Consider the following 25,360-nt stretch of genomic DNA (forward strand, 5'->3'; position numbering starts at 1 on the left):
GGCATCCATGGTCGCGGGGCGCGGTGGCGCTCAGAAGTGCCTGTTGTCATGACTGCAGCCGGCCCCATGACTTCTGTCATGAGATGCCGGAATGAGTCCCATGACGGCATGCCGGGCCCACGAGCACCGGCCACCGACCGATAATCGAGGGGTGAAGGTTCTGGCCGACAAAGGCGTGCTGCTGTGCGGTTGCCTCCTGCTGGTCCTGCTCGTGGGGCAGGTGAAGACGTCCGCCGTGATCTGGCTGATCGCGGCCGTGACCGTCGCCGGCCTGAGCATGACCGTCGATCAGCGACGGTGGGGCATCGCCGTCCCGGCCGCCTACCTCCTGGTGGGAGCCCTCTCGGCGGACTCCGTGGCCGGGGCTCCGCTGGTCGTCTACGCCCTGGCCCGCCTCGGCGCGCTCGGGACCCGACTCGAGCGAATGGCGGCGGTGGCCGTCTGCATCCCCTTCGCGGCCGTCATGGTCACGCGGGTTCGGGACATGCCCGTGCTGGCCCTCGCTCTGGCGGTCTGCGCTCTCGCGGCCCTCCTCGCGCTGCGCACCGTCCAGGAGGAGGTGGCGCGAAGGAGCCTGCACGTGGTGCGCGATGACCTGCGCGAGAAGGTCCTCACCCTGCAGGACACGAACGCCCGGCTGCTCCAGGCCCAGGACTACGAGCTGCGCGCCGCCGCCCTGGCCGAACGCACCCGCATCGCCCGCGAGATCCACGACGGCGTCGGCCATCTCCTCACTCGCCTCCTGCTGCAGGTCAAGGCCCTCCAGGTCGTCCACCGCGACGAGCCGGGCGTCGTTGCCGACCTGACCACCCTGGATGGAGGCCTCGACGAGGCCCTGGACTCCATGCGCCGCTCCGTCCACGCCCTGTCCGACGACGGCGAGGAGCTGGCCACCTCCCTCAACATGCTGGGCTCGCGCTGCGGCATCGACTCCGTGAGCGTCGACTGCTCCACTGACGTCGAGCCCCCGTCGGCGGTGGCGCGCTGCGTCGTGGCCGTCGTGCGCGAGGCCCTGACCAACGCCGCCCGCCACGGTGGGGCCCGCTCGGCCCGCGTGGCCGTCACCGACTACCCTGCGTTCTGGCAGGTGACCGTTGACAATGACGGCGTCGTCCCCGCCGAGGACGAGCCGGCCGTGGACGGCCACGGGGGCGCGGGCCTGGGGCTGCGCTCCATGACTGAGCGGGTCGAGGCCCTGGGCGGCCGGGTGCGGATCACCCCGCGACCCCGGTTCACGGTCTTCGCCACGATCCCCAAGAACGGACAGGGGAGAGAAGGAGCATCATGAGAGTCCTCATCGTCGACGACGACGCGCTCGTCGCCCAGTCCCTGTCCACGATCCTGTCGGTCGAGGACGACGTCGACGTCGTCGGCCTGGGCAGCTCAGGCCCCGAGGCCATGGAGCGCTACCGGGAGCTGGCTCCCGACATCCTCCTCATGGACATCCAGATGCCCGGCGGCGACGGACTCAGCGCGGCCGAGCGCATCCTGGCCGAGGACGCAGGAGCGCGCATCGTCTTCCTGACCACCTTCTCCGACGACGAGTACATCGTGCGGGCCCTCAAGATGGGGGCGCGCGGCTACCTCATCAAGCAGGACGTCGCCCAGGTCGCCCCGGCGTTGCGCTCCGTCATGGCCGGGGTCTGCGTCCTGGAGGGGGAGGTGCTCGAACGCAGCACCACCATGAGGCTCAGCGGGCCCGCCGGCGGGCGGGAGCAGGCAGAGGAGGGCCCGGGAACGTCCGACAAGGACCTGCGGAGCACCGCCTTCGCGGCCCTGACCGACCGCGAGTACGAGGTCGTCGAGGCGGTGGCCGAGGGACTGGACAACGCCGAGGCCGCGGCACGGCTGTTCATGAGCGAGGGCACGGTGCGCAACCACATCAGCGCGATCCTGGCCAAGCTCGGCCTGCGCAACCGCACCCAGGTCGCAGTCATGTACTACCGCTCCGCGCAGGCGGGATGAGCCTGGTTCGGCTCTGGACTACGCGATGGTCACAGGTTCTCGGCGAAGAAGGGCTCGATGAAGTCGAAAGCCTTGGAGACATAAGGGGCCAGGTCGTACATGTCGAAGTGGCCGGCCTCGCCAATGACATGCATCTGCTTGTTCTGGCCCGGTACGGCCTCGAAGACCTCAGTGGATGCCTCGCGGCTCCAGGCGTTCTCCGCAGTGATGACGAGGTAGGGCTTGGTCATGTCCTTCATAAGGTCGGGAACGTTGTAGGAGACGAGGTCGAGCTGGCTCCAGGCGACGACGTCGTTGCTCCAGCGCGGGTGCGTACCGCGTGCGGAGTAGTAGTACGCCGCTCCTTCATCGAAGGCGCGTGGCATGAAGTTGAGATGCGCGATGTCTCCCTCGCCCTGTTCGTAGGCCATTTTGGCGGCTCTGACCTTGTCCTCGGGCATGAAGAACCCGGCCATGGCGGAGGTGGAGATATCGGAGATCGCAGGGACGATGGCGGTGATCGCCTTCAGACGCGGCTCCTTGACACCCGCGACGGACATATACGAGCCGGAGCCGCAGATGCCCAGGCCGCCAATGCGGCCGGAGTCGATGAAAGGCAGGGACTGAAGGAAGTCGACGGCGCCCTCGATATCGCTCTCCTTGACGTCGGGCAGTTCCTGTTGGCGCGGCGTGCCCTCACTCTCACCGAAGTAGGAACCATCGAAGACAAGGGTCACGTAGCCGAGTTCGGTCAGGCGCTCGGCATAGACGCTCTGAGCCTGCTCCTTCACGGAGAGCATGGGGCCAGTGACGACGACGGCCGGATAGTCCTTGCTGAGGTTGAAGTCGGTGGGCAGGCGGAGCAGCCCCGCCAGGCGCAGACCCAGATCCTTGTTGGTGAAGACGACTTTCTGTGTGTCCATGATGTTCTCCATTTCCTTCACTGGGGGTGGTGAGAAGAGCCGAGTGACAGTTCGTCACTCAGTGGTTAAAGAACCAGTTATTCTCTCTGGTTCGCGGTGGGCATGGGTGATCTGGGCGATGATCTTCAGTTAGGCCCTGAAGCGGGCGAGATCGGTCTGCACCCGGGTGGGCTCATCGCCGGGTGGCACGAGGTCCTGGTCGAGGACGCCGCGGTCGGCGACCGTGTCCGGCTTCGTGGCGGCGAATAGCGTCTCGAAGTCGGTGACTGGTGCGCCTGGCCGGGAGAAGACCTCGACGGTGCGATGCTCGCCCGAGGTGTTGAGTGCGCCCTCGATGAGGACCTGGGCGACGTGGTGGCGGTCCACGCCCGGCTGTCTCTCGACGAGGTCGCCCTGGCGCAGGTCGATCTGGGCGTCCTCCGCCCCCTGGTAGTCGAACCAGCCGGGGCGGACGATTGTGTAGGGGTGGCCGGAGGCTCGTACCAGCCGTTCGGCGCGGCGCTTCCAGTCCCATGACTCGCCTGATGGGTGGGAGATGCGCATGGATGTCATCAGGCTGATGTGGACCTCCGGGCGACCGGCGAGCGCATCCAGCAGCGCGGGCAAGACGGCGTAGTAGTGGTTTTCAAGGTCGGAGTCCCCGCCGTGGGTGAGGATGACGATGTCGACGCCGTCAATGATGCCGGCCAGTGAGGCGGCATCGGTGGGGGAGGCCTCGACGACTTCCGCATCTGCGGGGAGCAAGGTGGTCGCTCTCGCGGCGTTGCGGGACTGGGCCCTGACTCTCAGGCTGCGAGCCAGGGCCTCCTCGACGACGACGTGGCCCACTTGGCCGGTGGCGCCGATGACGAGAATCGTGCGGGGAGCAGTCATATGATGCTCCTTTTGTGAGTTGTGTTGAACCTGGTGGATCGGGTGGTCGGGAAGACAGTTCGTGATAGTCATCCGGCTGGGAAGGTCTGAGCGGCTGGGCGCGTTCAGTACAGCGTCCCGCCGGCGAGCTGGTTGTTCTTGACGTAGTCGCGCAGCAGCCACGTCACGGTCTTGGGGTCGTAGTGGTCGAAGATGCGCGGCAGGCTGCCGTCATCGAGCGCCGCGAAGGCAGCCATGTCCTCCTCGCTCAGCTCGAAGTCGAAGACGTCGAAGTTTTCCTCCATGCGCTCGCGGCGCACGGACTTGGGGATGACGACGACGTCCTTCTGCATGAGTGCCCGCAGAATCACCTGTCCAGGCTTCTTGCCGTACTTCTCACCGATCTCGGTCAGGACCGGGTTGGCGAAGATGTTGTTCTGCCCCTCGGCGAAGGGCGCCCAGGCCTCGTGGACGACGCCGAGCTCGGCCATGACCTCGTGGGCCTCGTCCTGCTGGCGGAAGGGGTGCGTCTCGACCTGGTTGACCGCCGGCGGCACCTCGGCGAGCAGGGCCACGTCGACGAGTCGCTCGGGGTAGAAGTTGGACACCCCGATGGCACGCAGCTTGCCGGCCTTGTAGGCGTCCTCCATGGCGCGGTAGGCGCCGGGGTAGTCGCCCATCGCCTGGTGCAGGAGCATGAGGTCGATGTAGTCGGTGTCCAGCTTGCGCAGCGACTCCTCGATGGAGGCGGTGGCCCGCTCGTAGGTCATGTTGGAGACCCAGATCTTGGAGGTGATGAAGACGTCCTCCCGCGGTACGCTGCTGGCGCGCACGGCGGCACCCACGCCCTCCTCGTTGCCGTAGGCTTGGGCGGTGTCGATGAGGCGGTAGCCGACCTCGAGCGCCTCGCTCACACAGCGCTCGGTCTCATCCGGCGGGGTCTGGAAAACGCCGTATCCGAGCATCGGCATCTCGACGTCGTTGTTGAGGGTCTGGTAAAGCATGGGGCTTCCTCCTGGTTCAGTGGATCGTTTCGATCTCGTTGTTTCATGCATCAGTCTTCCCGGTAATCCCCTTCCTGTAAAATGCAAGTATCGGAACTATTGATGTGCCAGATGCATCAAGGATGTGGAGGGTGCGCATGGAACTGGAGCAGCTGAGGCAACTCGAGGCGATCGAGCGCGAGGGCACTATGAGCGCGGCGGCCCGGGTGCTGCACCTCTCCCAGCCGGCTCTGTCGCGTTCGCTCGGGCGTCTGGAGAGCGAGCTTGGCCAGCCGCTCTTCGATCGGGTGGGACGCCGTCTTGTCCTCAACGACGCCGGCAGCGTGGCTCTGGAGCACGCCGGCCAGATCCTCAGGGCCGAGCGGGCGATGCGCGACGCACTGGCCGACGTCGCCCGTCGCACCCGCGCTCTGCGGGTGGGGACCGTCGCGCCGGCACCGTTGTGGCGCCTGACCGCCCTCATGACCGAGCGGTTCCCCGGGATGGTCCTCACCTCCCAGATGCTTGCCCAGGCCGAGGTGGAGGCCGGGGTGGTCGACGGCGACTTCGACCTGGGCATCGGCCTGCGCCCCGTGGCGCTGCCGATGGTGTGCTCGACCCGGCTTATGGTGGAGAACCTCGCCGTGGTCCTCCCCTCCGAGCACGCGCTGGCGGCCAGGGGCAGCGTGAGCATGGCCGAGCTCGACGGCGAGACCTTCCTGCTCCTGAAGGACATCGGCTTCTGGCGCAAGGTGTGCGACCAGAACCTTCCTCACTCCGAGTTCATCGTCCAGGAGGACCCCGGCGTCTTCGAGGGGCTGATCGGCAGTTCACCGCTACCCCACTTCATCACCGACGCCCCCTCCTTCGCGGCCTCGGTGCCCGACCGGGTCATCGTGCCCATTCGGGACACGGCCGCGCACGCGACCTTCTACCTGCTGGCCCGCACCGGTGGCCGCCGGGAGGCCGAGAATCTCTTCGACTGGGTGAGCCGGCAGTGACTGGCAGCGATCGACAGCGGCCACCACGGCCATACGGTAGCGAATGCGCCGTCGGCGGTATGCGTCCCACCGGGACTCAGGAACCGTCCATATGATCTATAAACGCCACATGTCGGACCGAAACGGCGCCACATGCCGGGCTGGATAGACGCCATATGGGGGATTAGAATGGCGCCAACATCCGGATCGAGGCCGGATCCTGCAAGAGAGGCTGAAGAACTGGTGGGTCAGAACGGCTATCTGCCGCGGGTTGTCGACCACGTCGTCCAGGACTCGCTCGGCTACTCGGGAGGCGTCCTCCTCGAGGGAGTGCGGGCCTGTGGCAAGACCATGACCGGCCGCCGGCACGCCTCCTCCGAGGTGGCCCTCGACTCAGGGCTGCCGCAGCTGCGCGCGGCCCTGGAGGTCGACCCGTCCCTGATTCTGGCCGGGGAGGCCCCGCGTCTTATTGACGAGTGGCAGATCGAGCCCTCCCTGTGGAATCTGGTGCGTCGAGAGATCGACTCACGTCAGCGTCCGGGGCAGTTCCTCCTGACCGGATCCTCCGTCCCGGTTGAGGATGCTGCCCGCCACTCAGGCGCACATCGGGTATCGCGAATCCGCATGCGTCCGATGACCCTGTTTGAGCGTGGTCTCGGCGATGGAAGCGTCTCACTTGCGGGACTGTTCGATGGTCAGGCTCCCGAACCTGTGCTGGTCTCGGGAACGAGCGTGGCCGAGGTCCTTGACGAGCTGGTCCACGGAGGGTGGCCCGGGGATCGTGATCTGACGACTTCTCAGGCACAACGTCATCTGCGGGACTATATCGATGACATCATCAGTATCGACATCGGCCGTCTCGATGGTGAGCCGCGCCGGGACCCCTTGAGGATGCGTGCCCTCATACGGTCTCTCGCCCGGCATATTTCGACGGAAGCCTCTTTCGCCACCATCGCGAAGGATGTCTCCGGACAATCGTTGTCCGGAGAGACGGCGATCGCTTACGTGAACGCCCTCAAGCGCCTGTTCGTCGTCGAGGAGCAGCCGGCCTGGGCTCCTCATTTGAGGTCTCGCTATGCGGTGCGGACGTCGTCGAAACTGCACTTCGTTGATCCCGCGCTGGCTGCGGCAGTGACCGCGACCTCGCCGGGGCGGTTGATGCAGGACCTGGAGACGGCCGGGTTCTGGTTCGAGTCGCTGGTCGTGCAGCACCTGAGGGTCTTCGCTGAGGTACTGGGCGGTCACATCTATCATTTCCGGGACAAGTCGGGCAGAGAAGCGGACGTTATTGTCGAGCTCGATGACGGACGGTGGGCCGCCTTCGAGGTCAAGCTGGGACAGAGGCAGATTCCTGCGGCTCAGTCCTCGCTGGCGGCGTTCGTCGGAGATATCGACACGACGCGGACACCTCTCCCACAGTTCAGGGCTGTTGTTACTGCGGACGGTCCCACGATGATGCTTCCCGATGGCGCTGTGACCTTCCCCCTGAAGGCTTTGAGTCCCTGATCCTCGCACTGTCATGTGACGACGATTGCCTCCACACTTGACGGCCAGTGGCGGTCATCGAACGTGGCTAGGCGAGCTCCCCGGTGACCAGGCGAACGAGGTCGCGCCGCGCCCGATGCCCCTCAGGAGTGGGGAACATCGGGTAGACGTGGTTGAGGCCCTCGCCGACGTGCAGCGTCGAGTCGACCCCGGCCTCCAGGAGCTTGGCGTGGAAGAGCGCATTGTCCGGCAGGAAGATCTCCCGGGTCCCCACGAAGGTTGTCACCTTCTTCAAGCCCGACAGGTCGCCGTAGATGGGGGAAAGGTGCCAGTCGGTTGGCGGGGTGTTGCCCGCCCAGCACCGCCCGATCTCGGCGAGGGGCTCGGGCACCATGAGTGGGTCGGCCTCAACGTAGTCGGCGATCTCCGGGTTGGTGTTGGTGATGTCGACCCAGGGCGAGATGAGGACGAGCTCGTCAGGTTGGGCGTCGCCGGCCTCGGCCAGGGACAGGGCGATGACCGCCGCCAGGCCCCCGCCCGAGCTATCACCCATGAGGACGATCCGCTTACCCGGGTTCTCCGCAACCGTGCGCCGATAGAGGTCCAGCACCAGCCGGTGCGCCTCCTGCCAGGTGTGATGGGGTGCCAACGGATAGAGCGGCATGATGAAACCGGCCCCCGTCCTGCGGGCGAGGTGGTCGACCAGCCAGGCATGAGCCGAGACCGCCGTCGAGATGTATCCGCCGCCGTGGAGGTAGATGACGATCGTGTTCGACGGCGTATGCGGGCGGACGTAGTAGACGGGCATGCCCGAGTTTTCGCGCCGCTCCAGGTCGTAGAAGAAGCGCCCCCAGGCCGGGAAGACGACGGTGCGGGCAGGTTCGGGGCGGCTGGCCAGGCGGGCGATCCGGTTGGTGATCGACATGCGGGCGTGCGCCATCTTGACCGGTCGGGTGCTGTACTCCGCCAGGCTCGCTGCGGCCGAGCGCCTGTAGCGCTTGCGGGAGTAGAGGCTAAAGGCGCCCACCGTCAGGCCGACGCTGGCCATGCCGACGGCGATCCTGCTCCTGCTGACCGCCCTGAACATCCTCATGATTCCTCCGCTCCGCAGGACACAGAACACTGTCCGAAGACATCTCCGGATCCGGTGCCCGCCTCATCTATCGTAGGCATCAGAACCCCGTGATGATGGGGCAGACCGAGCCCTTTCGCTCAATGCGGAGGCCTGCATGCGGCGTCACCGTCGGCATGACAAGAGGAGATCGCGATATGGAAGCCTACGAGATCGATCACCTCAACGCCGTCCGTGCCCTGGCCCCCGAGTGCATGGTGCTGCTGCGCTCCGACGGCGCCCTTCCCCTGACTGAGCCGGGCGAGATCGCCCTGTTCGGCTCCGGCGCCCGCGGCACCATCAAAGGTGGAACAGGCAGCGGTGACGTCAACTCCCGCCATGTCACCAGTATCGAGGAGGGTCTGGAAGTGGCCGGCTTCACCATCGTCACCCGGCCCTGGTTGGAGGCCTACGACCGTGTCCGCGACCAGGCCCATGAGGACTTCATCGCCGGCATCAGGGCCGAGGCGGCTGAGCGACGCGTCCCCGCCATCATGGTCGGAATGGGTTCGGTCATGCCTGAGCCGGAGTACACGATCCCACTCGACGTCCAGACCGACGCCGCCCCGGAGGCGGCCGTCTACGTCCTGTCCCGAACCTCCGGGGAGGGCAGTGACCGCAGCCCCGAGGCCGGTGACCTCAGGCTCACCGCCTCCGAGATTCGCGATATCCGCTCCCTGAACGAGCGCTTCGAGCGCTTCCTCCTCGTACTCAACGTGGGCGGCGTCGTCGACCTCAGTCCACTCGATGACGTTGCCAACATCCTCCTGCTCTCCCAGCTCGGCGCCTGCATCGGCGACGCCTTCGCCGACGTTCTCCTGGGGTTGACCTACCCCTCCGGCAAGCTCGCCACCACCTGGAGCGCCTGGGACGAGGATGACCAGATCGGTGACTTCGGTGACCCGGATGACACCCACTACCGCGAGGGAGTCTACGTCGGCTACCGCTTCTACGACTCGGTCGGCAAGGAACCCCTCTTCCCCTTCGGATTCGGGCTGGGCTATACGACCTTCGACATCCAGACCCGCCAGGTGAGCCTTGACGGCGCCCGCGTGAGCATCGACGTCGACGTCACCAACACCGGCGATTACCCGGGCAAGGAGATCGTCCAGGTCTACGCCGGAGTCCCGGCCGGACGCCTCGACCAGCCGCTCCAGGTACTCGCAGGCTTCACCAAGACCGACGAAATCGCCCCCGGCGCCACGGCACAGGTCACTATCGGCCTCGACCTGACCGACCTGGCCTCCTACGACGAGGCCGCCCGCGCCACGATCCTGGAGGCCGGCCGCTACCTGCTGCGGGCGGGAACCTCCAGCCGGCACCTGAGCCCTGTCGCCGTCGTCGAGCTCGCCCAGGACGCAATCGTCCGATGCCTGACCGGCGACCTGGGGCAACCCGGCTTCACGGACTGGAAGCCCGATGCCCCGGCGATCCTCGACATCCCGACCGGCCTGCCGGTGCTCGACGTCGACCCGGCCCACCTGCGCCGGTCGGACGTCGCCGAGCCCGATGAGCAGGCCGCGCCGGAGGGCTTCAGCCAGGCCCTCACCCAGGCCCGGGGGCTCTGCGACGACGAGCTCATCCATACCGTCCTGGGGGACTACCGCAGCGGCGAGGAGTCCCGCTCCGTCATCGGGGCCGCCTCCACCACCGTCATCGGTGCGGCGGGCCAGACCACCACCCGGATCCCCGGACTGCCCAGCATCATCATGGCCGACGGCCCCGCCGGCCTGCGCCTGGCCCCCACCTACGGTGTCGACGCCGAGGGCCCCTTCTCCCTGGGCGACTCCAGCCTGCCCGCCACCTTCCTCGAGCTCATGGACGACGCCGGACGCGAGGCCCTCGGCATCGCCGACGATCCCGAGCCCCGTGAACCCACCGAGATCCGCGAGCAGTACACCACCGCCATCCCCATCGGCACCGCGCTCGCCCAGTCCTGGAGCCCGGCACTCGTCGAGCGCCTCGGCGACGTCGTCGGAACCGAGATGGAGCGCTTCGGCATCCACCTCTGGCTCGCCCCCGCCTTCAACCTGCACCGCTCCGTCCTGTGCGGACGCAACTTCGAGTACCTCTCCGAGGACCCGCTGCTGGCCGGACGCATCGCCGCCGCCATCACCCGCGGCGTCCAGTCCCACCCGGGGCGGGGCGTGACCATGAAGCACTTGGCCTGCAACAACCAGGAGACCAACCGCCTCAACTCCAACAGCCTGGTCAGCCCCCGAGCCCTGCGCGACCTCTACCTGCGGGCCTTCGAGATCTGCGTGCGCCAGGCCCGGCCCGCCGCCGTCATGACCTCCTACAACCTCATCAACGGCGTCCACACCTCCGAGTCGGCCCAGCTGCTCGAGGTGATCCTGCGCCGGGAGTGGGGCTTCGACGGCCTGGTCATGACCGATTGGGTCGTCGACGGCATGACCCGCAGCGACATGAAGCACCCGCGTGCCACCGCGGCCGCCACCGTCAAGGCCGGCAACGAGCTCTTCATGCCCGGAGGTGAGACGGACCGGGAGGACCTCCTGGCAGCCCTTGAACGAGGGAGCGCAGGCCGTGGACCGGGTGGATGGACCAAGCCGGAAGGCGGAGCCGTGAGCCTGACTCGCGACGAGCTCGAGAAACAGGCCGCCCGCGTCATCCGCACGGCCCGGAGACTCGCAGGCTCCGAACGCCGACTGCTCGCGGATGCCGAGGCCGGCCGTAGCTCCGGTGAGGAGCAGGGGTGAACCAGGGCAGCCGACGTGCGCGCGCACGTCGCACGGAAAGCCGAGGCAGGGGCGTCGAAGAACCTATCGCTCGGAGGAGGGACGTGACATGCTCGGGTTGAGCCGCTCGCACTTCATAAGGAGCCCTCCATGGCGCTGACACCGCAGGCACGTGAGACCTTCACCAGGCTGTTCGGGGTGGAGCCCCAACCCCACCCCACGGACCCCGAGCTGTTCGACATCCTCCAGAACGGAATCTTCGACGAGGCCTTCTCCACGGGAGTCCTCACCGACGTCGAGCGAGAGATGCTCACCATCACCGTCCTGACCGCCATGCAGACCCTCCCGCAGCTGCGGGCGCATGTGGGCGCCGCCCTCAACATAGGCGCCAGCCCGCTCCAGCTGCGCGAGACCATCTACCAGTGCGCCCCCTACATCGGCTTCCCCAAGACCCTCAACGCCATCGACATCGCCAACGGGGTCTTTGAGGCCAACGGCATCTCCCTGCCCCTGGAGAACGCCGGCACCGTCGACGCCACCGACCCCAGTGCCCGCGAGCAGGCCGGCGCCGCCATCCAGGCCCCGCTGTACGGCAACGAGGTCAAGGAGGTCTTCTCCGCCCTGCCCGAGCCCTTCGACGAGTTCGTGCCCCACCTGCTGACCTCCTCCGCCTTCGGCGACTTCGCCACCCGCGGCGGGCTCGACGTCGCCCAGCGCGAACTCATCAGCCTCGTGGCCATCGCCGCCATCGGCGCCACCACCCAGCTGCGCCCGCACGTGGCCGGCGCGATCAGGGCCGGCTCCTCCCGCCAGAAGGTGGCCGCCGCCCTGGTTCAGGTCATGCCCTACATCGGTGGCCCTTACGCCCTGTCCGGCCTGGTTCTCGTGGCCCGCTACGACGAGAGCGCCTCCGCAGAGGCCTACCGCTGAGAGACGCTGAGCGCTTCGATGCCGCTCGTTGCGGAGATGACCCACTGCGATGGGCGGGCGCTTTCTCGACTTGGCGTCACCTTCCTCGGGTCAACCACTGATTTATCATATGTACTAACTTCTCTCTTCCATATATGTTCTTGATCGTCAGGGTGCCCAACCCTCACACCAGTTCTGCTCGGCCGGTGGGCCGAGGGACGACTCAAGGAAGAGAGATGATCATGGGCCGCAACTACTTCGACCTGACCGGCCAGGCGGCCCTCGTGACCGGCTGCTCCTCCGGTATCGGCATCCAGATGGCCAAGGCTCTGGCCAGTGCCGGCGCCAACATCGTCGCCGTGGCGCAGCCGCGTTGAGCGCGTCGAGGCCGTCGCCAAGGAGATCGCCGAGGAGTTCGGGGTCAAGACCCTCGCCCTGCACTGCGATGTGCGCGATACCGACAGCGTGGAGAGCGCCGTCGATGCCGCCCTGGAGACCTTCGGTCGCCTCGACATCGTGGTCAACAACGCCGGAACCGGCAGCTTCGGCCCTGCCGAGGACCTGACCGACGAGCAGTTCGACACCGAGGTTGACATCGACCTGTACGGCATCTTCCGCGTCTCGCGCGCCGCTGCGAAGAAAGCCATGATCCCGGCCGGCTACGGACGCATCATCAACGTCGCCTCCATGTACGGCATGGTCGGATCCAACGTCGCCGGCATGGCCGCCTATCACGCCGCCAAGGGTGGCGCCGTGAACCTTACCCGCGCCCTGGCCGCCGAGTGGGCCAAGTACGGCATCACCGTCAACGCCCTGTGTCCCGGCTACTTCTACTCCGAGCTGACCACCGACGTCCTGGATGCCGAGGACACCGGATCGGCCTTCCGCGCCATGATCCCCCTGGACCGCTTCGGTAAGGAGGGCGAGCTCGACGCCGCCATCCTGTTCCTGGCCTCCAAGGCCTCCGGCTACGTCGTCGGCTCGCCCATCCTCGTCGACGGCGGCTACAGCGCCATCTGAGGTGCCTGTCGTCCTGATTCTCTGTGGGAGCGTCTCTTAATCCGAGGCGCTCCCACAGAGTTGCTCGGCGCTCCGCGCCTAGTCGGGGGGCGTCATGCTTCGGCGTGAGCCTCGCGGAGAGCGGCGATGCGCCTGGTGAGGTCGTCGGGATCCGTGCTGAGTTTGGGGGCGTTGTGGGCGGTCGACGGGTCGATGCGTGCACCGAGTCTGCCGAGCTCGATCAGCAGCGGCACTGTTGCCAGGCCCTGCTCGGTCAGCGAGTACCTCCCCTGCTTGCCGCGGGCGACCTCATTCTTGGTGAGGAAACCCGCCTCCACCAGGTCGGCCAGTCTGCGGGACAGCACGGGGGCGCTGATGCCCTCCTCGCTGCCGGTGAGCAGCTCGCGGAAGGAGCGCCGGTCATGCAGGACGATGTCTCGCAGGATCAGCAGACTCCACCTGTCGCCGAGCATCTCGAGGCTGCGGTTGATCGGGCAGGCGGAGCGGGGCCGGGGGATCATCGCGCCCTCCTTCCGAGGTAGTTGCATTCTGTTACCGGATAGCATACCGTCTACTTCGAGTGGTAACACAATGCAACTAGATGTCTGGTGCTGCGGCACAGGAAGGACACCACGTGAAGGCCTTCGTCCTGAAGAAGTACGGCCACCCTCTGAGCGCCGTCGACATGCCCGTTCCCGATCCCGGCCCGCGCCAGGTCCTGGTGCGGATGGTCGCCTCCGGCGTCAATCACGCCGATGAGCGCACCCGTACCGGTGAGTTCAAGGCCGTCTTCCGGCTCGACCTGCCCAAGGTGATGGGAGGAGAGCTGAGCGGCGAGGTGATCGCCGTCGGCTCTCAGGTCACAGAACTCGCCGTTGGCGATCAGGTCTACGGCTACACCGGCGTGGTGGCCATGGGGACCTGGGCCGAGTTCGTCGTGGTCGGTGCCGACGCCCTCGCCCCTGCGCCCCGGAGCATCTCATTGGCTCAAGCGGCTGCTTTGCCGGTTGTCGCTCTGACCGCGTGGCAGTCTCTGGTGACGATCGGCCGCCTCCAGCCGGGCCAGACGGTCCTGGTGCACGGTGGCGCCGGCGGAGTGGGGTCGGCCGTCATCCAGCTCGCCAAGCACCTGGGGGCCACTATCGCCACCACGGCCTCGGCCTCCAGCGCCGAGACGGTCCGGCAGCTCGGTGCGGACATCGTCATCGACTACCGCAGTGAGGACTTCGTCCAGCGCCTGGCCGAGACCCCTGTGGACATCGTCGTCGACACCCAGGGCGGCGAGATCACCTCACGATCCTTCCAGGTCCTGCGTCCCGGTGGGATCGTGGTGGGCATCGCCGGCACCCCCGACCCGTCACTGGCCGACCAGGCCGGCGCCGGTCCGGTGGTCAAGGCCGCTCTGTCCGTCCTCAGCCTCAAGGTGCGCCGCCAGGCCCGCAAACTCGGCGTGCGCTACCGGTTCCTGTTCATCGAACCCGACGGAGAGGCCTTGCGCACCATCGCCGGTCTCGTGGACGACGGCGTCATCCAGCCCGTCGTCGACCGGATTCTGCCCTTCGAGCAGACCCTCGCCGCGCTCGACCAGCTGCTGGCCGGCGGGACCCGCGGCAAGGTCCTCGTGGCCACCAGCGAGCAGGAGGTCACCGCTCATGCCTGAGACAGACGGCACCACCATGATCGCCGGGCCCATCACCAGGTGGACCTCCGCTCCCACCCGGCACCTGCGGGTGAGAGGAGAGTCCTTCGCCTACCGGGACCTCGGGGTCGACTCCGGAAGGCCGCCCGTTGTCCTGCTCGCCCACCTCGGGGCCACCCTCGACGAGTGGGACCCCCGCGTCGTTGAGGCGCTCGCCGAGGGCCGCCGCGTCATTGCGGTCGACCTGCCGGGCGTCGGCTCCTCCACCGGGAACGTCCCACGAACCATCAAAGGCATGGCCAGTGCCGCACGGGCCTTCATCTCTGAGCTCGGTCTGACCCGGATCGACCTCATGGGCTTCTCGCTGGGAGGGTTCGTCGCCCAGCAGGTCACTCTCGACGCTCCGAGCCTGGTCCGACGGCTCGTCCTGGCCGGAACCGGTCCTGCAGGGGGCAAGGGGATCGACCGGCCAACCGGAGCCGCCTACGTCTACCTCGACATGCTGCGCGGAGCGCTCGCCCGCACCGACGCCAAGGAGTTCCTCTTCTTCCCGCGCACACCCGACGGCAAGGCCGCAGCGCGCGACTACCTCGCCCGGATTCATGAACGAGTCATGGAGCGAGACTCCCCGATCACCTTGAAGGCATTCCGTACTCAGATTGCCGCCATCAAGGCATGGGGACGCCAGCAGCCGCAGGATCTGTCCAGGATCATGGCCCCCACGCTGATCGCCAACGGGGATCACGATCGTATGGTCCCCACCCCGTTGTCCCAGGACATGCACCGGCGGATCCCCGGCAGCACCCTGGTCATCTACCCCGGGGCGGGCCACGGTGGGGTCTTCCAGTACTACCGGGAGTTCATCCCCACGCTGCTGGACCACCTCGACTCCTGAGGCCGGGCAGCCCGATTCGGCAGCCAGGCCCGGCGGCCCGTCTACGATGGCCGCCGGGCCGGACTCCCGTTGCCGGTCCCGTACAGCAAGGAGAGCACGTGACGACGACTCAGCCCTACCTCTCACGGCAGGTCACCTTCACCGCCCAGGGGCAGAGGATCGGAGGACTGGCCTACGTCCCGCGCTCGGCGTCGTCGGCCCCCGCACCCCTGGTCATCTGCTGCCACGGCATGGAGGGCTCCCACACCCGCGTCGCACCCATGGCACGCCGCTTCGCCGCCGCCGGAGCCGTGGCCGTCTGCTTCGACTTCCGCGGGGGCGGCGGCAGCGCCAGCCAGGGCGAGACCACCGCGATGTCGGCCCTCACCGAGCTGGCCGACCTCGAAGCCGTCCTTACCGCCACGTGCGCCTGGCCGGAGGTCGACGCCTCCCGGGTCGCCCTGTTCGGGCTGAGCCTGGGCGGAGCGGTCGCGGCGCTCGCGGCCGCCCGCCACTCGCAACGGATCACGGCTTTGGCCCTGTGGTACCCGGCACTGAAACTGGGGGAGAACCTGCGCGCCGCCTTCCGCACCCTGGCGGCAGTGCCCGAGGAGTTCGACTGGGCGGGCACCCGCCTGGGGCGCACCTACGCCGTCGACGGCTGGAACCTGGAGGTCGGGGCCGAGCTGGCCACCTACCGCCGCCCCGTCCTCATCGTCCACGGGGACCAGGACCGTTCCGTGCCCATCGAGGTCTCCCGGGCCGCTGTGAGCGCCACGCCCGATGCCGAGCTCGTCACCATCCCCGGCGCCGCCCACGGCTTCGGCGACGCCAGCTGGGAGGAGGCCATGCGCCGTACCACCGACTTCCTGGCCTGGAACGGTGTCCTGGAGGAGGACTGAGCCGCGCGGCTGGGCGTGGGGCTCGGAGACGTATTCCGTTTTCTGACGGCACTGGTGCCCGAATCGCCGGCACCGCAGAATTGACCGCATGAGCGCACACGGGACCGCGGACCTGACCAGTGTCAGCAAGACGATGCTGCTGACCCTCCACGCCAGGGCGGAGCACACGCTCTCCGACCGCCCGCGCTTCACGGACCCCGCCGCCGTCGAGCTCGTCTCTCGGCTCGACTACGACTTCACCTTGGCCGCCCAGGACCGGCTCATGGCCGACGGCGTCGTGCTGCGCACCCTCACACTCGACCCGCTCGTAGCCGGGTACCTGCACACCCACCCCGGCTGCACGGTGGTCAACATCGCCTGCGGGCTCGACACCCGCTTCCAGCGCCTCGACGACGGGCACGTCACCTGGTACGACCTCGACCTGCCCGACGTCATCGCGCTGCGACGTCGGCTGCTCGGGGACGGTGAGCGTCACCGCACGATCGCGGCCTCCGCCCTCGACCCCGCCTGGCCCGACCAGCTGGGGGACGTGAGCCGCGACGTGCTCGTCATCATCGAGGGGCTGAGCATGTATCTAGAGCAGGAGGAGGTGTGCACGCTCCTGGACATCATCGCCGCGCGCCTGCCCGGCGCGACCGTCCTCATCGAGGTCATGCCCCGACTGTTCCAGAAGTACGGCCGGGAGCGCTCAGTAGAGGACGCGGGGGCGCGCTACACCTACGGCTGCTCCAGCGCCTCGGAGTTCCGCCGGACGGTGGCCCCCGGTTACACACTGCTCCACGACGTCCCCTTCACCCAAACCATCGCGCGCTATCACCCCCTGCTCGCGCCTCTGATGCGGCTGCCGCTGGTGGACAAGCTCGCCGAGCGCATCGTGGTGCTGCGAGCCTCGGCCTGAGCGCTGGATGGACGCTGGTCCGGTGCTGGGCCGGGCGTTGGGTAAGGACCTGGCTTGGTGCCGGCCTGGCACTGCTCGGCGCTGGACCGGTGCTGGCTTGGCACTGGTCGGCACGGTACCGACACTAGGCCTGGGCGGCCGATCTCGACGGGGACATTCTGCGCGTGGGGGTGCATTCTCTCCTGGCCGGGGACACCCTGCGCGTAGGGGGACAGGAATCCGGTCCCCGACGGCGTCGAATGCCCCCAGCCGGAACGACATGCCTCCGGCCGCGTGGAATGTCCCCGACGGCGTCGGATGTCCAGGCCCGGAGGGGCGCGTCTCCAAGCCGAGAGATCGACGCCTTGCCCCACAGTGCTGCTCTATTCCGAGCCGTGGCCGTGCCATCGCGATAGGGCCTCAGCGATCTCCTTGAGTGAGAGCTCCCCAGCGGCGACGTCCATCACCAGCCGGTAGGCGTCGTCGTCGGGCGCCTCGACCCAGTGGTCGTTGACGTCCAGGAAGACCAGCGTGGCCAACCACCCCAGGCGCTTGTTGCCATCCACCAGCGGATGATTGCGGACCAGGGAATCGAGCAGAGCCGCCGCCTTCTCATCGATCGTGGCGTAAGCGTCGCGTCCCCAGAGCATGGTTGCAGGTCGGTGCAACGCCGCGTCGAGCAGGCCGAGATCCCGGACCGGTCCCACAGCGAGGTCCCCAATGAGTGACAACGCGTCCTCGAGCGTCAGGTACTCAACCATTTCTGCGCCCGATCAGCGGCCGAGGCGTTCCAGGACCTCGGCGTATCGGCTGCGGATGCGGGCGGAGGCGTCCGCGACTCGCTGCTCATGTCCGCGGCGCGCGGCCGCCTCGTGGATCGCCCGGATCGTCGCCTCCTGGCGGCTGACTCCGTCCTCCTCCGCAAGGAGCGCGAGCAGCCGCTCATCCTCTTTGCTCAAACGCAATGTCATCGCCATACGTCCACAGTAGCAGGTGGTACCAGACTGGTATCAGGTGGGGTGTGTTCTCAGGATCGACAAGAGTCTGCGGCTCACCATCGGGGACATTTGGCGCGTGGGGGTGCATTCTCTTCCGGCCGGGGACGCCCTGCGCGTAGGGGGACAGGATTCCGGTCCCCGACGGCGTCGAATGCGCCCGGCCGGAACGACATGCCCCCGGCCGCGTGGAATGTCCCCGACGGCGTCGGATGTCCAGGCCCGGAGGCGCGCGTACCCGGCTGGTACCGATGGGATGAGCCGGCACTACTATGCTCCCTGGACGTTCTCGCAAAGCCGCGGGTACGGGCAATGAGGAGGAACCATGAGCGAGCCGATGACGGCGTCGGACGAGGATGTTCAGACAGCCGAGGAACAGGAACGCGGCTATTGGCTCTATGTCCCGGGTGAGGGTGCCGGGAAATGGGAGGAGTTTCGAACGGCCGGGATCATGGCGCTCAACTGGGACCGGATCGGCGACCCCACGAGCTACCCGAATGAGGAGGCCGTCATCGAGGCGCTGGAGGCCGGCTACGGGGACTGGGGAGGCAGGCCGACCGGCGCGGCCGGGATGATCCGGGACTTCTCTGACGTGATGCGCCCCGGTGACGTCGTCTACGCCCGGCGCGGTCCGACCGAGATCATCGGGCGTGGCGTTGTCCGCTCGGATTTCCGTTACGACGACGCCCGGCCCGCCTACCGCTGCGTGCGCGACATTGAGTGGACGCATGTCGGCTCCTGGCCGCTCGACCGGCGTGTGGGCGCAGTGAGCCTGCAACGAGTCACGGAGAACACGAGCTACAACCCAGCCCAGCTCGAGTCGCTGTTCCGGGACCGGAACTCCTCGGGCGCGTCGACTGCCTCCGTCCGGGCGCAGGGTGTCGGGGACTCCAATCAAGCCAAGAAGCATGAGCTCCAGCACTGGCTCTACACCCCGGGTGAGGGTGCGGCGAGATGGGATGAGTTTCGAACCGCTGGGATCATGGCGCTCAACTGGGACCGGGTCGGCGATCTTGCCTCCTTCCCCGACAAGGAGTCGCTCCTGGATGCGCTCTACACCCATTACGGGGACTGGGGCGGCCGCCCACGTAAGGCCGCCGACTCAGTGTGGGACTACATCCATGCCATGAAACCGGGCGACATCGTCTATGTCCGCCGTAGCTTCAATGAGATCGTGGGGCGCGGAGTAGTTCGCTCCGACTATCGCTATGACGAGGACCGGTCATCCTTCCGGGCTGTGCGTGACGTCGAGTGGACGCATGTCGGCTCCTGGCCGCTCGAGCAGCGAATCGGCAGACTGATGCTGCAACGCCTCACAGAGAACACGAAGTACACACCGGATCAGCTCAACGCACTGATCGGAATCGAGGACTCGCACTCTTCCGCATCCGTGGACGAGCGGCGCGGGAACAACGATCTCGATGAGGCGGACGAGCACTACACCAGTGCCGATTTCTTGGACGAGGTCTTTCTCAGTCCTGAGGACCTGGAGCAGATGCTCGGGCTGCTGCGCCGCAAGAAGAACCTCATCCTCCAGGGCGCTCCTGGCACGGGGAAGACCTTCGCGGCCAAGCGCCTGGCATACGCCCTCATGGGGCAGACGGATGACTCGCGGGTGGAGGTGGTGCAGTTCCACCAGTCGACCGCCTACGAGGACGTCGTCGTCGGGCTGCGTCCCACGGCCGAGGGCGGGTTCGCGGCCGCCGAGGGCGTCTTCGCCAGGTTCTGCCGGCGCGCCGCCGCCGACCCGGGGCGGGACTACGTGTTCATCATCGACGAGATCAACCGGGCCAACATCTCCAAGGCCTTCGGCGAGCTGCTCATGCTCATCGAGGCCGAGCACCGTGGGGAGGCGCTGCGCCTGCCGGTGTCCGGGGAGCTGCTGTCCGTCCCGAAGCGGCTCCACATCATCGGCATGATGAACACCGCCGACCGGGGCCTGGCCCTCATCGACTACGCGCTGCGGCGCCGCTTCGCCTTCTTCGAGATGAGGCCGGCCCTCGATCACCCTGGGTTCCTCAGGCACGTCGAGGCCGTGGGCAGCGTGAGGCTGGAAGCGCTGGTCGACGTCGTGCGCCGCCTCAACCAGAGGATCGCCGAGGACGAGTCCCTCGGGCCCGGGTTCCAGATCGGCCACTCCTACCTGTGCCTGCCTGCGGCAGACCCCGAGAACCCTGCGGGGGCGGATGCGGATGTGGCCTCGGTGGTGCGCTACGAGCTGGCTCCGTTGGTGCGCGAGTACTGGTTCGACAACCCGGCTGCGATGGACGAGAGCATTCACGCCCTGGAGAGCATCCTGCCATGACGGCATCCCTGCCCGGCCCGGCGCGAAACGGGGCTCCCGGCCGACCGCACCAGCGTGGTCCCAGCACCGTCCTGCTCAAGAACGTCTACTACATGCTCGCCTACGCCTTCAAGGCACTGGAGACCGGAGAGCACCGGCGCCTGGCGGCCGAGGACTTCGAGCACGTGCACGACATGCTCGCCGCGATCCTGGCCGGCGGGCTGGACAACCAGCGCCGACGCGGTTTTGAGCGGGACTACCAGCCTTTCACCGAGGACCTGACGGTTGTGCGGGGGCGCATCGACCCGGCTGCCACGATGCGGCTCAGAGCCCGCCGCCGGAGCCTGGTGCGCTGCGGCTACGACGAGCGCACCGAGAACACCCTCATGAACCGGCTCCTCAAGACCGCCGCCCTGCGCCTGATCCTGCACGGCGACATCGCCCCGGCTCGCAGGACCCGCCTGAAGTCCACGCTGCTCGTCATGGGCGACGTCAAGGTGATGAGCGCCGCGGACCTCAGGCACCTGCACTGGGAGAGGCTGCGCTTCCACAGGGGTAACCGCTCCTACCGGCTGCTCATGGGCGTGTGCCGGCTCATCCTGGACGAGCGGCTGCTCAGCGGCGCCGACGGCACGGTCAGCCTCGCCGACTTCCTCGACCCCCAGGAGCTGAGCGCCCTGTACGAGCGCTTCGTCCTGGCCTACTTCCGCCGCCACCACCCCCGCCTGCGCGCCGGCGCTCCCTGGGTGAGTGGAGGCATCGAGGACGCCCCGGTCTTCCTCCCAGGGCTGCACACCGACATCGTCCTGACCGGGCCGCAGCGGACCCTCATCATCGACACCAAGTGCTACGGGCGCATCCTCGGCTCCCGCTACGACAGGCAGATCCTGTCCCCGGCCAACCGCAACCAGATCTACAGCTACGTCATGCATGAGGCCAGCGACCCCCGGCAGGCCGGGCGCGATGTCGCCGGCATGCTGCTCTACGCCCAGACCGCCGTCGAACCGCCGATCTGCGAGACGTGGATCGAGACCGGGCACCGCTTCCATGTGCGCACCCTCGACCTGGACCGGGACTTCACGGAGATCGCCGCTCAGCTCGACGACGTCGCCGCCCTGCTCACGTCAATCTGACCACTCGCGAGTCGCGAGCGGCGCCGTTCCGCACTGCCCACATCGCATCCTTCCCTCGGCCGGGGGCATTCCCCTCCGGCGGGGGACACTCTGCGCGCAGGGGTGCACTTTCTTCCGGCCGGTGACATGTCGCGCGTTGGGGGACAGGATTCCGGTCCCCGACGGCGTCGAATGCCCCCACCCGGAAGGACACGCCCCTGGCCGCGTGGAATGTCCCCGGCCGCAGGCGCACACACCCGGCCGCGTGGAATGCCGCCGGCCGTCGAGCCATGTGGGACACCGGGAGGGATCGTGCGGACCGGCGTAGGACAACCTGGCACGGGGCAGGCGGACACGCATGGAGTTCTTGGTTGCTTATTCGGCTGTCGCCCGCGGGGGAGGACTGGCAGCATCGGAACCGTGACCGAGAACCACGCCCAGCCCAGTCCCGCCAACCCTGACGACGTCGTCAACCCCCTCCTGCTCCAGGCCTTCGCCTGGGACCTGCCCGCCGACTCCACCCACTGGCGCCTCCTGGCGGACAACGCCGCCCTCCTGGCCGACTGCGGGGTGAGCTCGGTGTGGCTGCCGCCTGCCTACAAGGGACAGGCCGGCGTGGAGGACGTCGGCTACGGCGTCTACGACACCTACGACCTGGGCGAGTTCGACCAGAAGGGCACCGTCCCCACCAAGTACGGCACCAAGGAGGACTACCTCGCCGCCATTGAGGCCCTGCACGCGGCCGGTATCAGTGTCGTGGCGGACATCGTCCTCAACCACCGTATGGGCGGAGACGGCACCGAGGTCGTGCGCGCCACGCCCGTCGATCCCCACGACCGCATGCGCCCCATCGGCGATGCCGAGGAGATCACCGCCTGGACCCGCTACACCTTCCCGGGGCGCAACGGTGCCCACTCGGACTTCACCTGGGACTGGACCTGCTTCCACGGCACCGACTGGGACGAGGCCCGCCACCAGCAGGGCGTGTGGCTCTTCGAGGGCAAGCAGTGGAACGAGAACGTCAACGACGAGCTCGGCAACTACGACTACCTCATGGGCTCCGACGTCCACGTCACCGACCCCGCCGTCAGTGCCGAGATGGATCGCTGGGGGCGCTGGTACGTGGAGACCACCGGCGTCGACGGCCTGCGCCTGGACGCTCTCAAGCACGTCGGCGCCGACTTCTTCGCCCGCTGGCTGCCCGAGCTGCGACGCGCCACCGGGCGCGCCCTGCCAGCCGTGGGCGAGTATTGGACCCGCGACGTCGCCGAGCTGGAGGGCTACCTGGAGGCCGTTCCCTTCATGAGCCTGTTCGACGTCCCCCTCCACTTCCACCTGCACGCCGCCTCCACCTCCAACGGCGACGTCGACCTGTCCCGCCTCTTCGAGGGCACTCTCGTGGCCTCCGACCCCGCCCGCGCCGTGACCTTCGTGGAGAACCACGACACCCAGCCGGGTCAGTCGCTGGCCTCCACCATCGAGTCGTGGTTCAAACCCTCGGCCTACGCCCTCATCCTGCTGCGCGAGACCGGGACCCCCTGCGTCTTCTGGGGCGACCTGTTCGGCACCCCCGAGACCGATGACCTGCCGGCCGTCACCGAGCTGCCGCTGCTCATGACCATGCGGCGCGCACTGGCCCACGGCCCCCAGCACGACGCCCTCGACGACCCCGACCTCGTCGGCTTCGCGCGCGAGGGCGACGATGCCCACCCCGGCTCCGGGCTCGCCGTCGTCCTGTCCGACCGCAGGGCCGGGACCAAGCGTCTCCACGTCGGGGCTCGGCACGCCGGCGAGCAGTGGATCTGCGTCCTGGGCGAGCACGAGCCGGTCACCGTCGCCGACGACGGCGACGTCGAGCTTGCCGTATCCGACGGCGGCCTGAGCGTCTACGCGCCGGAGGCCGCCTGGCCGATCCTGGACAACGCCGAGCAGCACCTCCTGCGCCAGCGCTGAGTCATAGTGCCGGGGCCAGCCTTCTCGGCCGATGCTGTGGGCGCGTAGGGTGATGGCGGCACCCGCACCGACCTTCCTGGAGGAGACATGCCCGCTTTCCACGCGCCCACCGACCAGAGGACCGATAAGACCGTCGCCGTCTTCATCGCGCCGGGACTGGAGGAGGTCGAGGCGCTGGCGACCGTGGACATCCTCTTCCGCGCCGGCATCCCCTCGACGATGATCTCCGTGACCCCTGAACGGTCCGTCGTCTCCTCCCACAACATCGTCGTCACCTGCGACCTCACCCTGGCCGAGGCGAAGTTGGCCGACTACGACATGCTCGTCCTGCCCGGCGGCATCCCCGGCACCCCCAACCTCAAGGCCGTCGAGCCCCTCATGGCCGCGGTCACCGAGCGGGTGCGCGCCGGCAGGCCCGTGGCCGCCATCTGCGCCGCCCCCTCGATCCTGGCCGAGCTGGGCCTGCTCGAGGGTCGCCAGGCGACGTCGAATCCCGGCTTCGTGGGCGTGCTCGCCGAGCACGGCGCGCAGGTCAGCCAGGCCGCCGTCGTCACCGATGGCCCCGTCATCACCTCGCGCGGCATGGGTACCGCCATCGACTTCGGCCTGGAGATCGTGCGCCACTACCTGGGCGAGGAGGCTGTCGACGACGTCAAGGCCAAGATCGTCTACCAGGGCTGAGCGCTCACCCCGGACGCCGACTATCCCCGACCGGCTCCCTCACCCGTGTCAGTGGGGGAGCCGACCTACGCACTCTGCGTCAGCTCCGCGGCGCACCTGCGGGCCTGAACGTGAAGGAACGCGATACCGGCAACCGTCTGAATCAGCATGATGACCAGGGGGACCAGGATCGAGACCGTCTCGGGCAGGACCGCCTGAATGGCGAAGAGGATAGCCGAGTCGAGGAGGACCACGCCCAGTCCCACAGTCGCTGCCGCGCACCGGGCCTGCATCGTGTACCAGTTCTCCTCCGAGCGCAGCGCGATCTCGTAGCGCACTCCCGCCCACGAGTTCGGTGGGAGTCTGCGCTTCGCCATCCGGCGTCCCAGTACCACGAGCAGGATGCCGGTTACGCTCAGGATCAGGCTCATGAATATGGAGAATGCTGTCTCAACCATCGATGTCCCTCATTATCCGTCGGACTGGTGGAGGTTCTCGGTTCCGCTGAGTTCTCTCTGAAGAGTACGCCGCGAGGACGCACGTTCGGGTTCGCGGACGCACCGTGGAGGTGCAGTCGGCGGGCCCTGAGGTGCGTCCTCGCGGCTCGATGGGGCGGGTACGGGGTGAATGCGGGCGGATCAGGGCTTGATGCTGCGGCGCCCCTTGGGGATGAGGGCGGCGACGACGAGCAGACCTCCCAGGCCCGCCAGGCAGGCGATGGCCGTCGTCGTGAAGTCGAAGCGCAGCCCCAGTCCCGCCGCGATGAGCAGCCCGCCCACCAGGAGCAGGAAGGCCCCCCACAGGAGCGTGGATCCCTTGATGTCCTGGGGCTTCTGCGGCCGGTCCCGGTCAGTGACCGTCCCGGCGCTCCACACCGGGCTCGACGTCGATGACGTGGGCGCCGAGCCCGCGGAAGCCGTCTCCGCGCCGGCCTCCTCGGAGGCGGGCAGTGGCATGGTGACCGGCTGAGTCTCCGGCTCACCTGCTGGCTCGGCCGCGGGCTGAGTCACCGGCAGGGTCAGGGGCTGGGTGTCGCCGGCGGTCGGGAAGGGCCTGGTGGCGTCCTCGCCGGTCGCCTCGGTGCTGTTGCTGCCGGCGTCGTCGGGCGACGTCGTGGATGAGGTGCTGCTCATGGGGGGTCTCCTTGGGTGGGGCCGGGACGTGCCCGGGAAGAGTTCT

25 protein-coding genes are annotated in these 25,360 nt (G+C 67.9%); 16 read left to right on the forward strand and 9 right to left on the reverse strand.

Annotated features, from left to right (window positions below; all coding sequences use genetic code 11):
* Positions 1–100 precede the first annotated feature (100 nt).
* Both RIV12_RS02970 and RIV12_RS02975 read left to right on the forward strand, forming a co-directional pair.
* Positions 101–1,288, forward strand: a complete 1,188-nt coding sequence (locus tag RIV12_RS02970) for a sensor histidine kinase (RefSeq protein ID WP_309322047.1) — start codon at positions 101–103, stop codon at positions 1,286–1,288.
* The gene (locus RIV12_RS02975; protein WP_309322048.1) at positions 1,285–1,965 is read left to right on the forward strand and encodes a response regulator transcription factor; all 681 of its coding nucleotides are present in this window, start codon (positions 1,285–1,287) and stop codon (positions 1,963–1,965) included. Before RIV12_RS02970 ends, RIV12_RS02975 begins: the two co-directional genes overlap by 4 nt.
* Positions 1,966–1,994: 29 nt before the next feature.
* On the opposite strand, the gene RIV12_RS02980 is transcribed toward RIV12_RS02975, so the two are convergent.
* From RIV12_RS02980 to RIV12_RS02990, 3 genes are all read right to left on the reverse strand, one after another.
* Positions 1,995–2,867, reverse strand: coding sequence for an alpha/beta hydrolase (locus RIV12_RS02980; RefSeq protein ID WP_309322049.1), 873 nt, complete (start codon positions 2,865–2,867; stop codon positions 1,995–1,997).
* Positions 2,868–2,996: 129 nt separating this feature from the next.
* Positions 2,997–3,740, reverse strand: coding sequence for an NAD(P)H-binding protein (locus RIV12_RS02985; RefSeq protein ID WP_309322050.1), 744 nt, complete (start codon positions 3,738–3,740; stop codon positions 2,997–2,999).
* Between the two features lie 104 nt (positions 3,741–3,844).
* The gene (locus tag RIV12_RS02990) at positions 3,845–4,723 is read right to left on the reverse strand and encodes an aldo/keto reductase (protein ID WP_309322051.1); all 879 of its coding nucleotides are present in this window, start codon (positions 4,721–4,723) and stop codon (positions 3,845–3,847) included.
* Positions 4,724–4,860: 137 nt separating this feature from the next.
* Here RIV12_RS02990 and RIV12_RS02995 point away from each other — a divergent pair, with 137 nt between their 5' ends.
* The gene (locus tag RIV12_RS02995) at positions 4,861–5,703 is read left to right on the forward strand and encodes a LysR family transcriptional regulator (RefSeq protein ID WP_309322052.1); all 843 of its coding nucleotides are present in this window, start codon (positions 4,861–4,863) and stop codon (positions 5,701–5,703) included.
* Between the two features lie 222 nt (positions 5,704–5,925).
* The gene (locus RIV12_RS03000; RefSeq protein ID WP_309322053.1) at positions 5,926–7,188 is read left to right on the forward strand and encodes an ATP-binding protein; all 1,263 of its coding nucleotides are present in this window, start codon (positions 5,926–5,928) and stop codon (positions 7,186–7,188) included.
* A 67-nt stretch (positions 7,189–7,255) separates the two neighbouring features.
* Here the strand turns inward: RIV12_RS03000 and RIV12_RS03005 are convergent, their stop codons facing one another.
* On the reverse strand, positions 7,256–8,260 hold the full coding sequence (locus RIV12_RS03005) for an alpha/beta hydrolase fold domain-containing protein (protein WP_309322054.1): 1,005 nt from the start codon (positions 8,258–8,260) through the stop codon (positions 7,256–7,258).
* Between the two features lie 176 nt (positions 8,261–8,436).
* Between RIV12_RS03005 and RIV12_RS03010 the strand changes: the two genes are divergently transcribed.
* The 4 genes from RIV12_RS03010 to RIV12_RS03025 all read left to right on the forward strand — a co-directional run bounded on the left by RIV12_RS03010 (position 8,437) and on the right by RIV12_RS03025 (position 12,906).
* Entirely contained in the window at positions 8,437–10,998 is a 2,562-nt protein-coding gene (locus RIV12_RS03010; protein WP_309322055.1) for a glycoside hydrolase family 3 protein, read from the forward strand.
* Between the two features lie 129 nt (positions 10,999–11,127).
* Positions 11,128–11,907 carry a carboxymuconolactone decarboxylase family protein gene (locus tag RIV12_RS03015; RefSeq protein ID WP_309322056.1) on the forward strand — a complete coding sequence of 260 codons (780 nt, stop codon included), beginning with the start codon at positions 11,128–11,130 and terminating at the stop codon, positions 11,905–11,907.
* Positions 11,908–12,122: 215 nt separating this feature from the next.
* Positions 12,123–12,263, forward strand: coding sequence for an SDR family NAD(P)-dependent oxidoreductase (locus RIV12_RS03020; protein ID WP_309322057.1), 141 nt, complete (start codon positions 12,123–12,125; stop codon positions 12,261–12,263).
* Positions 12,223–12,906 (forward strand): SDR family NAD(P)-dependent oxidoreductase, encoded by a 684-nt coding sequence (locus tag RIV12_RS03025; protein WP_309322059.1) that lies wholly within the window; start codon positions 12,223–12,225, stop codon positions 12,904–12,906. Before RIV12_RS03020 ends, RIV12_RS03025 begins: the two co-directional genes overlap by 41 nt.
* Before the next feature lie 92 nt (positions 12,907–12,998).
* Here RIV12_RS03025 and RIV12_RS03030 read toward each other — a convergent pair whose 3' ends face one another.
* A complete protein-coding gene (locus tag RIV12_RS03030) occupies positions 12,999–13,406 on the reverse strand; it encodes a winged helix-turn-helix transcriptional regulator (protein WP_309322060.1) in 408 nt (135 codons plus the stop codon).
* A 113-nt stretch (positions 13,407–13,519) separates the two neighbouring features.
* Here RIV12_RS03030 and RIV12_RS03035 point away from each other — a divergent pair, with 113 nt between their 5' ends.
* The 4 genes from RIV12_RS03035 to RIV12_RS03050 all read left to right on the forward strand — a co-directional run bounded on the left by RIV12_RS03035 (position 13,520) and on the right by RIV12_RS03050 (position 17,198).
* A complete protein-coding gene (locus tag RIV12_RS03035) occupies positions 13,520–14,545 on the forward strand; it encodes an NADP-dependent oxidoreductase (protein WP_075417282.1) in 1,026 nt (341 codons plus the stop codon).
* A complete protein-coding gene (locus RIV12_RS03040) occupies positions 14,538–15,419 on the forward strand; it encodes an alpha/beta fold hydrolase (RefSeq protein WP_309322061.1) in 882 nt (293 codons plus the stop codon). Before RIV12_RS03035 ends, RIV12_RS03040 begins: the two co-directional genes overlap by 8 nt.
* A 98-nt stretch (positions 15,420–15,517) precedes the next feature.
* The gene (locus RIV12_RS03045) at positions 15,518–16,300 is read left to right on the forward strand and encodes an alpha/beta hydrolase family protein (protein ID WP_309322062.1); all 783 of its coding nucleotides are present in this window, start codon (positions 15,518–15,520) and stop codon (positions 16,298–16,300) included.
* Between the two features lie 88 nt (positions 16,301–16,388).
* On the forward strand, positions 16,389–17,198 hold the full coding sequence (locus RIV12_RS03050; protein WP_075417279.1) for a class I SAM-dependent methyltransferase: 810 nt from the start codon (positions 16,389–16,391) through the stop codon (positions 17,196–17,198).
* Positions 17,199–17,560: 362 nt separating this feature from the next.
* On the opposite strand, the gene RIV12_RS03055 is transcribed toward RIV12_RS03050, so the two are convergent.
* Entirely contained in the window at positions 17,561–17,938 is a 378-nt protein-coding gene (locus RIV12_RS03055) for a type II toxin-antitoxin system death-on-curing family toxin (protein WP_075417278.1), read from the reverse strand.
* A gap of 12 nt (positions 17,939–17,950) precedes the next feature.
* Complete coding sequence (locus RIV12_RS03060) at positions 17,951–18,154, reverse strand: CopG family transcriptional regulator (protein ID WP_075417277.1); 204 nt, start codon at positions 18,152–18,154, stop codon at positions 17,951–17,953.
* A gap of 343 nt (positions 18,155–18,497) precedes the next feature.
* On the opposite strand from RIV12_RS03060, the gene RIV12_RS03065 reads away from it, so the two are divergent.
* The 4 genes from RIV12_RS03065 (at position 18,498) to RIV12_RS03080 (ending at position 24,202) form a co-directional block, all read left to right on the forward strand.
* A complete protein-coding gene (locus RIV12_RS03065; protein ID WP_309322064.1) occupies positions 18,498–20,477 on the forward strand; it encodes an McrB family protein in 1,980 nt (659 codons plus the stop codon).
* The gene (locus RIV12_RS03070; protein WP_309322065.1) at positions 20,474–21,589 is read left to right on the forward strand and encodes a 5-methylcytosine restriction system specificity protein McrC; all 1,116 of its coding nucleotides are present in this window, start codon (positions 20,474–20,476) and stop codon (positions 21,587–21,589) included. The genes RIV12_RS03065 and RIV12_RS03070 overlap by 4 nt, the downstream gene beginning before the upstream one ends.
* A 399-nt stretch (positions 21,590–21,988) precedes the next feature.
* A complete protein-coding gene (locus tag RIV12_RS03075) occupies positions 21,989–23,521 on the forward strand; it encodes an alpha-amylase (RefSeq protein WP_309322066.1) in 1,533 nt (510 codons plus the stop codon).
* Positions 23,522–23,608: 87 nt separating this feature from the next.
* On the forward strand, positions 23,609–24,202 hold the full coding sequence (locus RIV12_RS03080) for a DJ-1 family glyoxalase III (RefSeq protein ID WP_309322067.1): 594 nt from the start codon (positions 23,609–23,611) through the stop codon (positions 24,200–24,202).
* A 65-nt stretch (positions 24,203–24,267) separates the two neighbouring features.
* Here the strand turns inward: RIV12_RS03080 and RIV12_RS03085 are convergent, their stop codons facing one another.
* Both RIV12_RS03085 and RIV12_RS03090 read right to left on the reverse strand, forming a co-directional pair.
* Positions 24,268–24,639: an SdpI family protein gene (locus tag RIV12_RS03085; protein ID WP_309322068.1), complete on the reverse strand. Its 372-nt coding sequence runs from the start codon at positions 24,637–24,639 to the stop codon at positions 24,268–24,270.
* Positions 24,640–24,819: 180 nt separating this feature from the next.
* A complete protein-coding gene (locus RIV12_RS03090) occupies positions 24,820–25,314 on the reverse strand; it encodes a type 2 periplasmic-binding domain-containing protein (RefSeq protein ID WP_309322069.1) in 495 nt (164 codons plus the stop codon).
* Between the last annotated feature and the right edge of the window lie 46 nt (positions 25,315–25,360).

The sequence above is a fragment of the Actinomyces stomatis genome (genome assembly GCF_031292835.1).
In the GTDB taxonomy this organism is placed as follows: Bacteria; Actinomycetota; Actinomycetes; order Actinomycetales; family Actinomycetaceae; genus Actinomyces; species Actinomyces stomatis.

What these genes read in the sequence shown, in the direction of transcription:
- RIV12_RS02985 (WP_309322050.1), bottom strand. Translation starts at nt 3,740, where the DNA reads ATGACTGCTCCCCGCACGATTCTCGTCATCGGCGCCACCGGCCAAGTG.
- RIV12_RS03030 (WP_309322060.1), bottom strand. Translation starts at nt 13,406, where the DNA reads ATGATCCCCCGGCCCCGCTCCGCCTGCCCGATCAACCGCAGCCTCGAG.
- RIV12_RS03080 (WP_309322067.1), top strand. Translation starts at nt 23,609, where the DNA reads ATGCCCGCTTTCCACGCGCCCACCGACCAGAGGACCGATAAGACCGTC.
- RIV12_RS03090 (WP_309322069.1), bottom strand. Translation starts at nt 25,314, where the DNA reads ATGAGCAGCACCTCATCCACGACGTCGCCCGACGACGCCGGCAGCAAC.
- RIV12_RS03020 (WP_309322057.1), top strand. Translation starts at nt 12,123, where the DNA reads ATGATCATGGGCCGCAACTACTTCGACCTGACCGGCCAGGCGGCCCTC.
- RIV12_RS03070 (WP_309322065.1), top strand. Translation starts at nt 20,474, where the DNA reads ATGACGGCATCCCTGCCCGGCCCGGCGCGAAACGGGGCTCCCGGCCGA.
- RIV12_RS02980 (WP_309322049.1), bottom strand. Translation starts at nt 2,867, where the DNA reads ATGGACACACAGAAAGTCGTCTTCACCAACAAGGATCTGGGTCTGCGC.
- RIV12_RS03040 (WP_309322061.1), top strand. Translation starts at nt 14,538, where the DNA reads ATGCCTGAGACAGACGGCACCACCATGATCGCCGGGCCCATCACCAGG.
- RIV12_RS03005 (WP_309322054.1), bottom strand. Translation starts at nt 8,260, where the DNA reads ATGAGGATGTTCAGGGCGGTCAGCAGGAGCAGGATCGCCGTCGGCATG.
- RIV12_RS02970 (WP_309322047.1), top strand. Translation starts at nt 101, where the DNA reads ATGACGGCATGCCGGGCCCACGAGCACCGGCCACCGACCGATAATCGA.
- RIV12_RS03050 (WP_075417279.1), top strand. Translation starts at nt 16,389, where the DNA reads ATGAGCGCACACGGGACCGCGGACCTGACCAGTGTCAGCAAGACGATG.
- RIV12_RS03015 (WP_309322056.1), top strand. Translation starts at nt 11,128, where the DNA reads ATGGCGCTGACACCGCAGGCACGTGAGACCTTCACCAGGCTGTTCGGG.
- RIV12_RS03055 (WP_075417278.1), bottom strand. Translation starts at nt 17,938, where the DNA reads ATGGTTGAGTACCTGACGCTCGAGGACGCGTTGTCACTCATTGGGGAC.
- RIV12_RS03010 (WP_309322055.1), top strand. Translation starts at nt 8,437, where the DNA reads ATGGAAGCCTACGAGATCGATCACCTCAACGCCGTCCGTGCCCTGGCC.
- RIV12_RS02990 (WP_309322051.1), bottom strand. Translation starts at nt 4,723, where the DNA reads ATGCTTTACCAGACCCTCAACAACGACGTCGAGATGCCGATGCTCGGA.
- RIV12_RS03065 (WP_309322064.1), top strand. Translation starts at nt 18,498, where the DNA reads ATGAGCGAGCCGATGACGGCGTCGGACGAGGATGTTCAGACAGCCGAG.
- RIV12_RS02995 (WP_309322052.1), top strand. Translation starts at nt 4,861, where the DNA reads ATGGAACTGGAGCAGCTGAGGCAACTCGAGGCGATCGAGCGCGAGGGC.
- RIV12_RS02975 (WP_309322048.1), top strand. Translation starts at nt 1,285, where the DNA reads ATGAGAGTCCTCATCGTCGACGACGACGCGCTCGTCGCCCAGTCCCTG.
- RIV12_RS03085 (WP_309322068.1), bottom strand. Translation starts at nt 24,639, where the DNA reads ATGGTTGAGACAGCATTCTCCATATTCATGAGCCTGATCCTGAGCGTA.
- RIV12_RS03060 (WP_075417277.1), bottom strand. Translation starts at nt 18,154, where the DNA reads ATGGCGATGACATTGCGTTTGAGCAAAGAGGATGAGCGGCTGCTCGCG.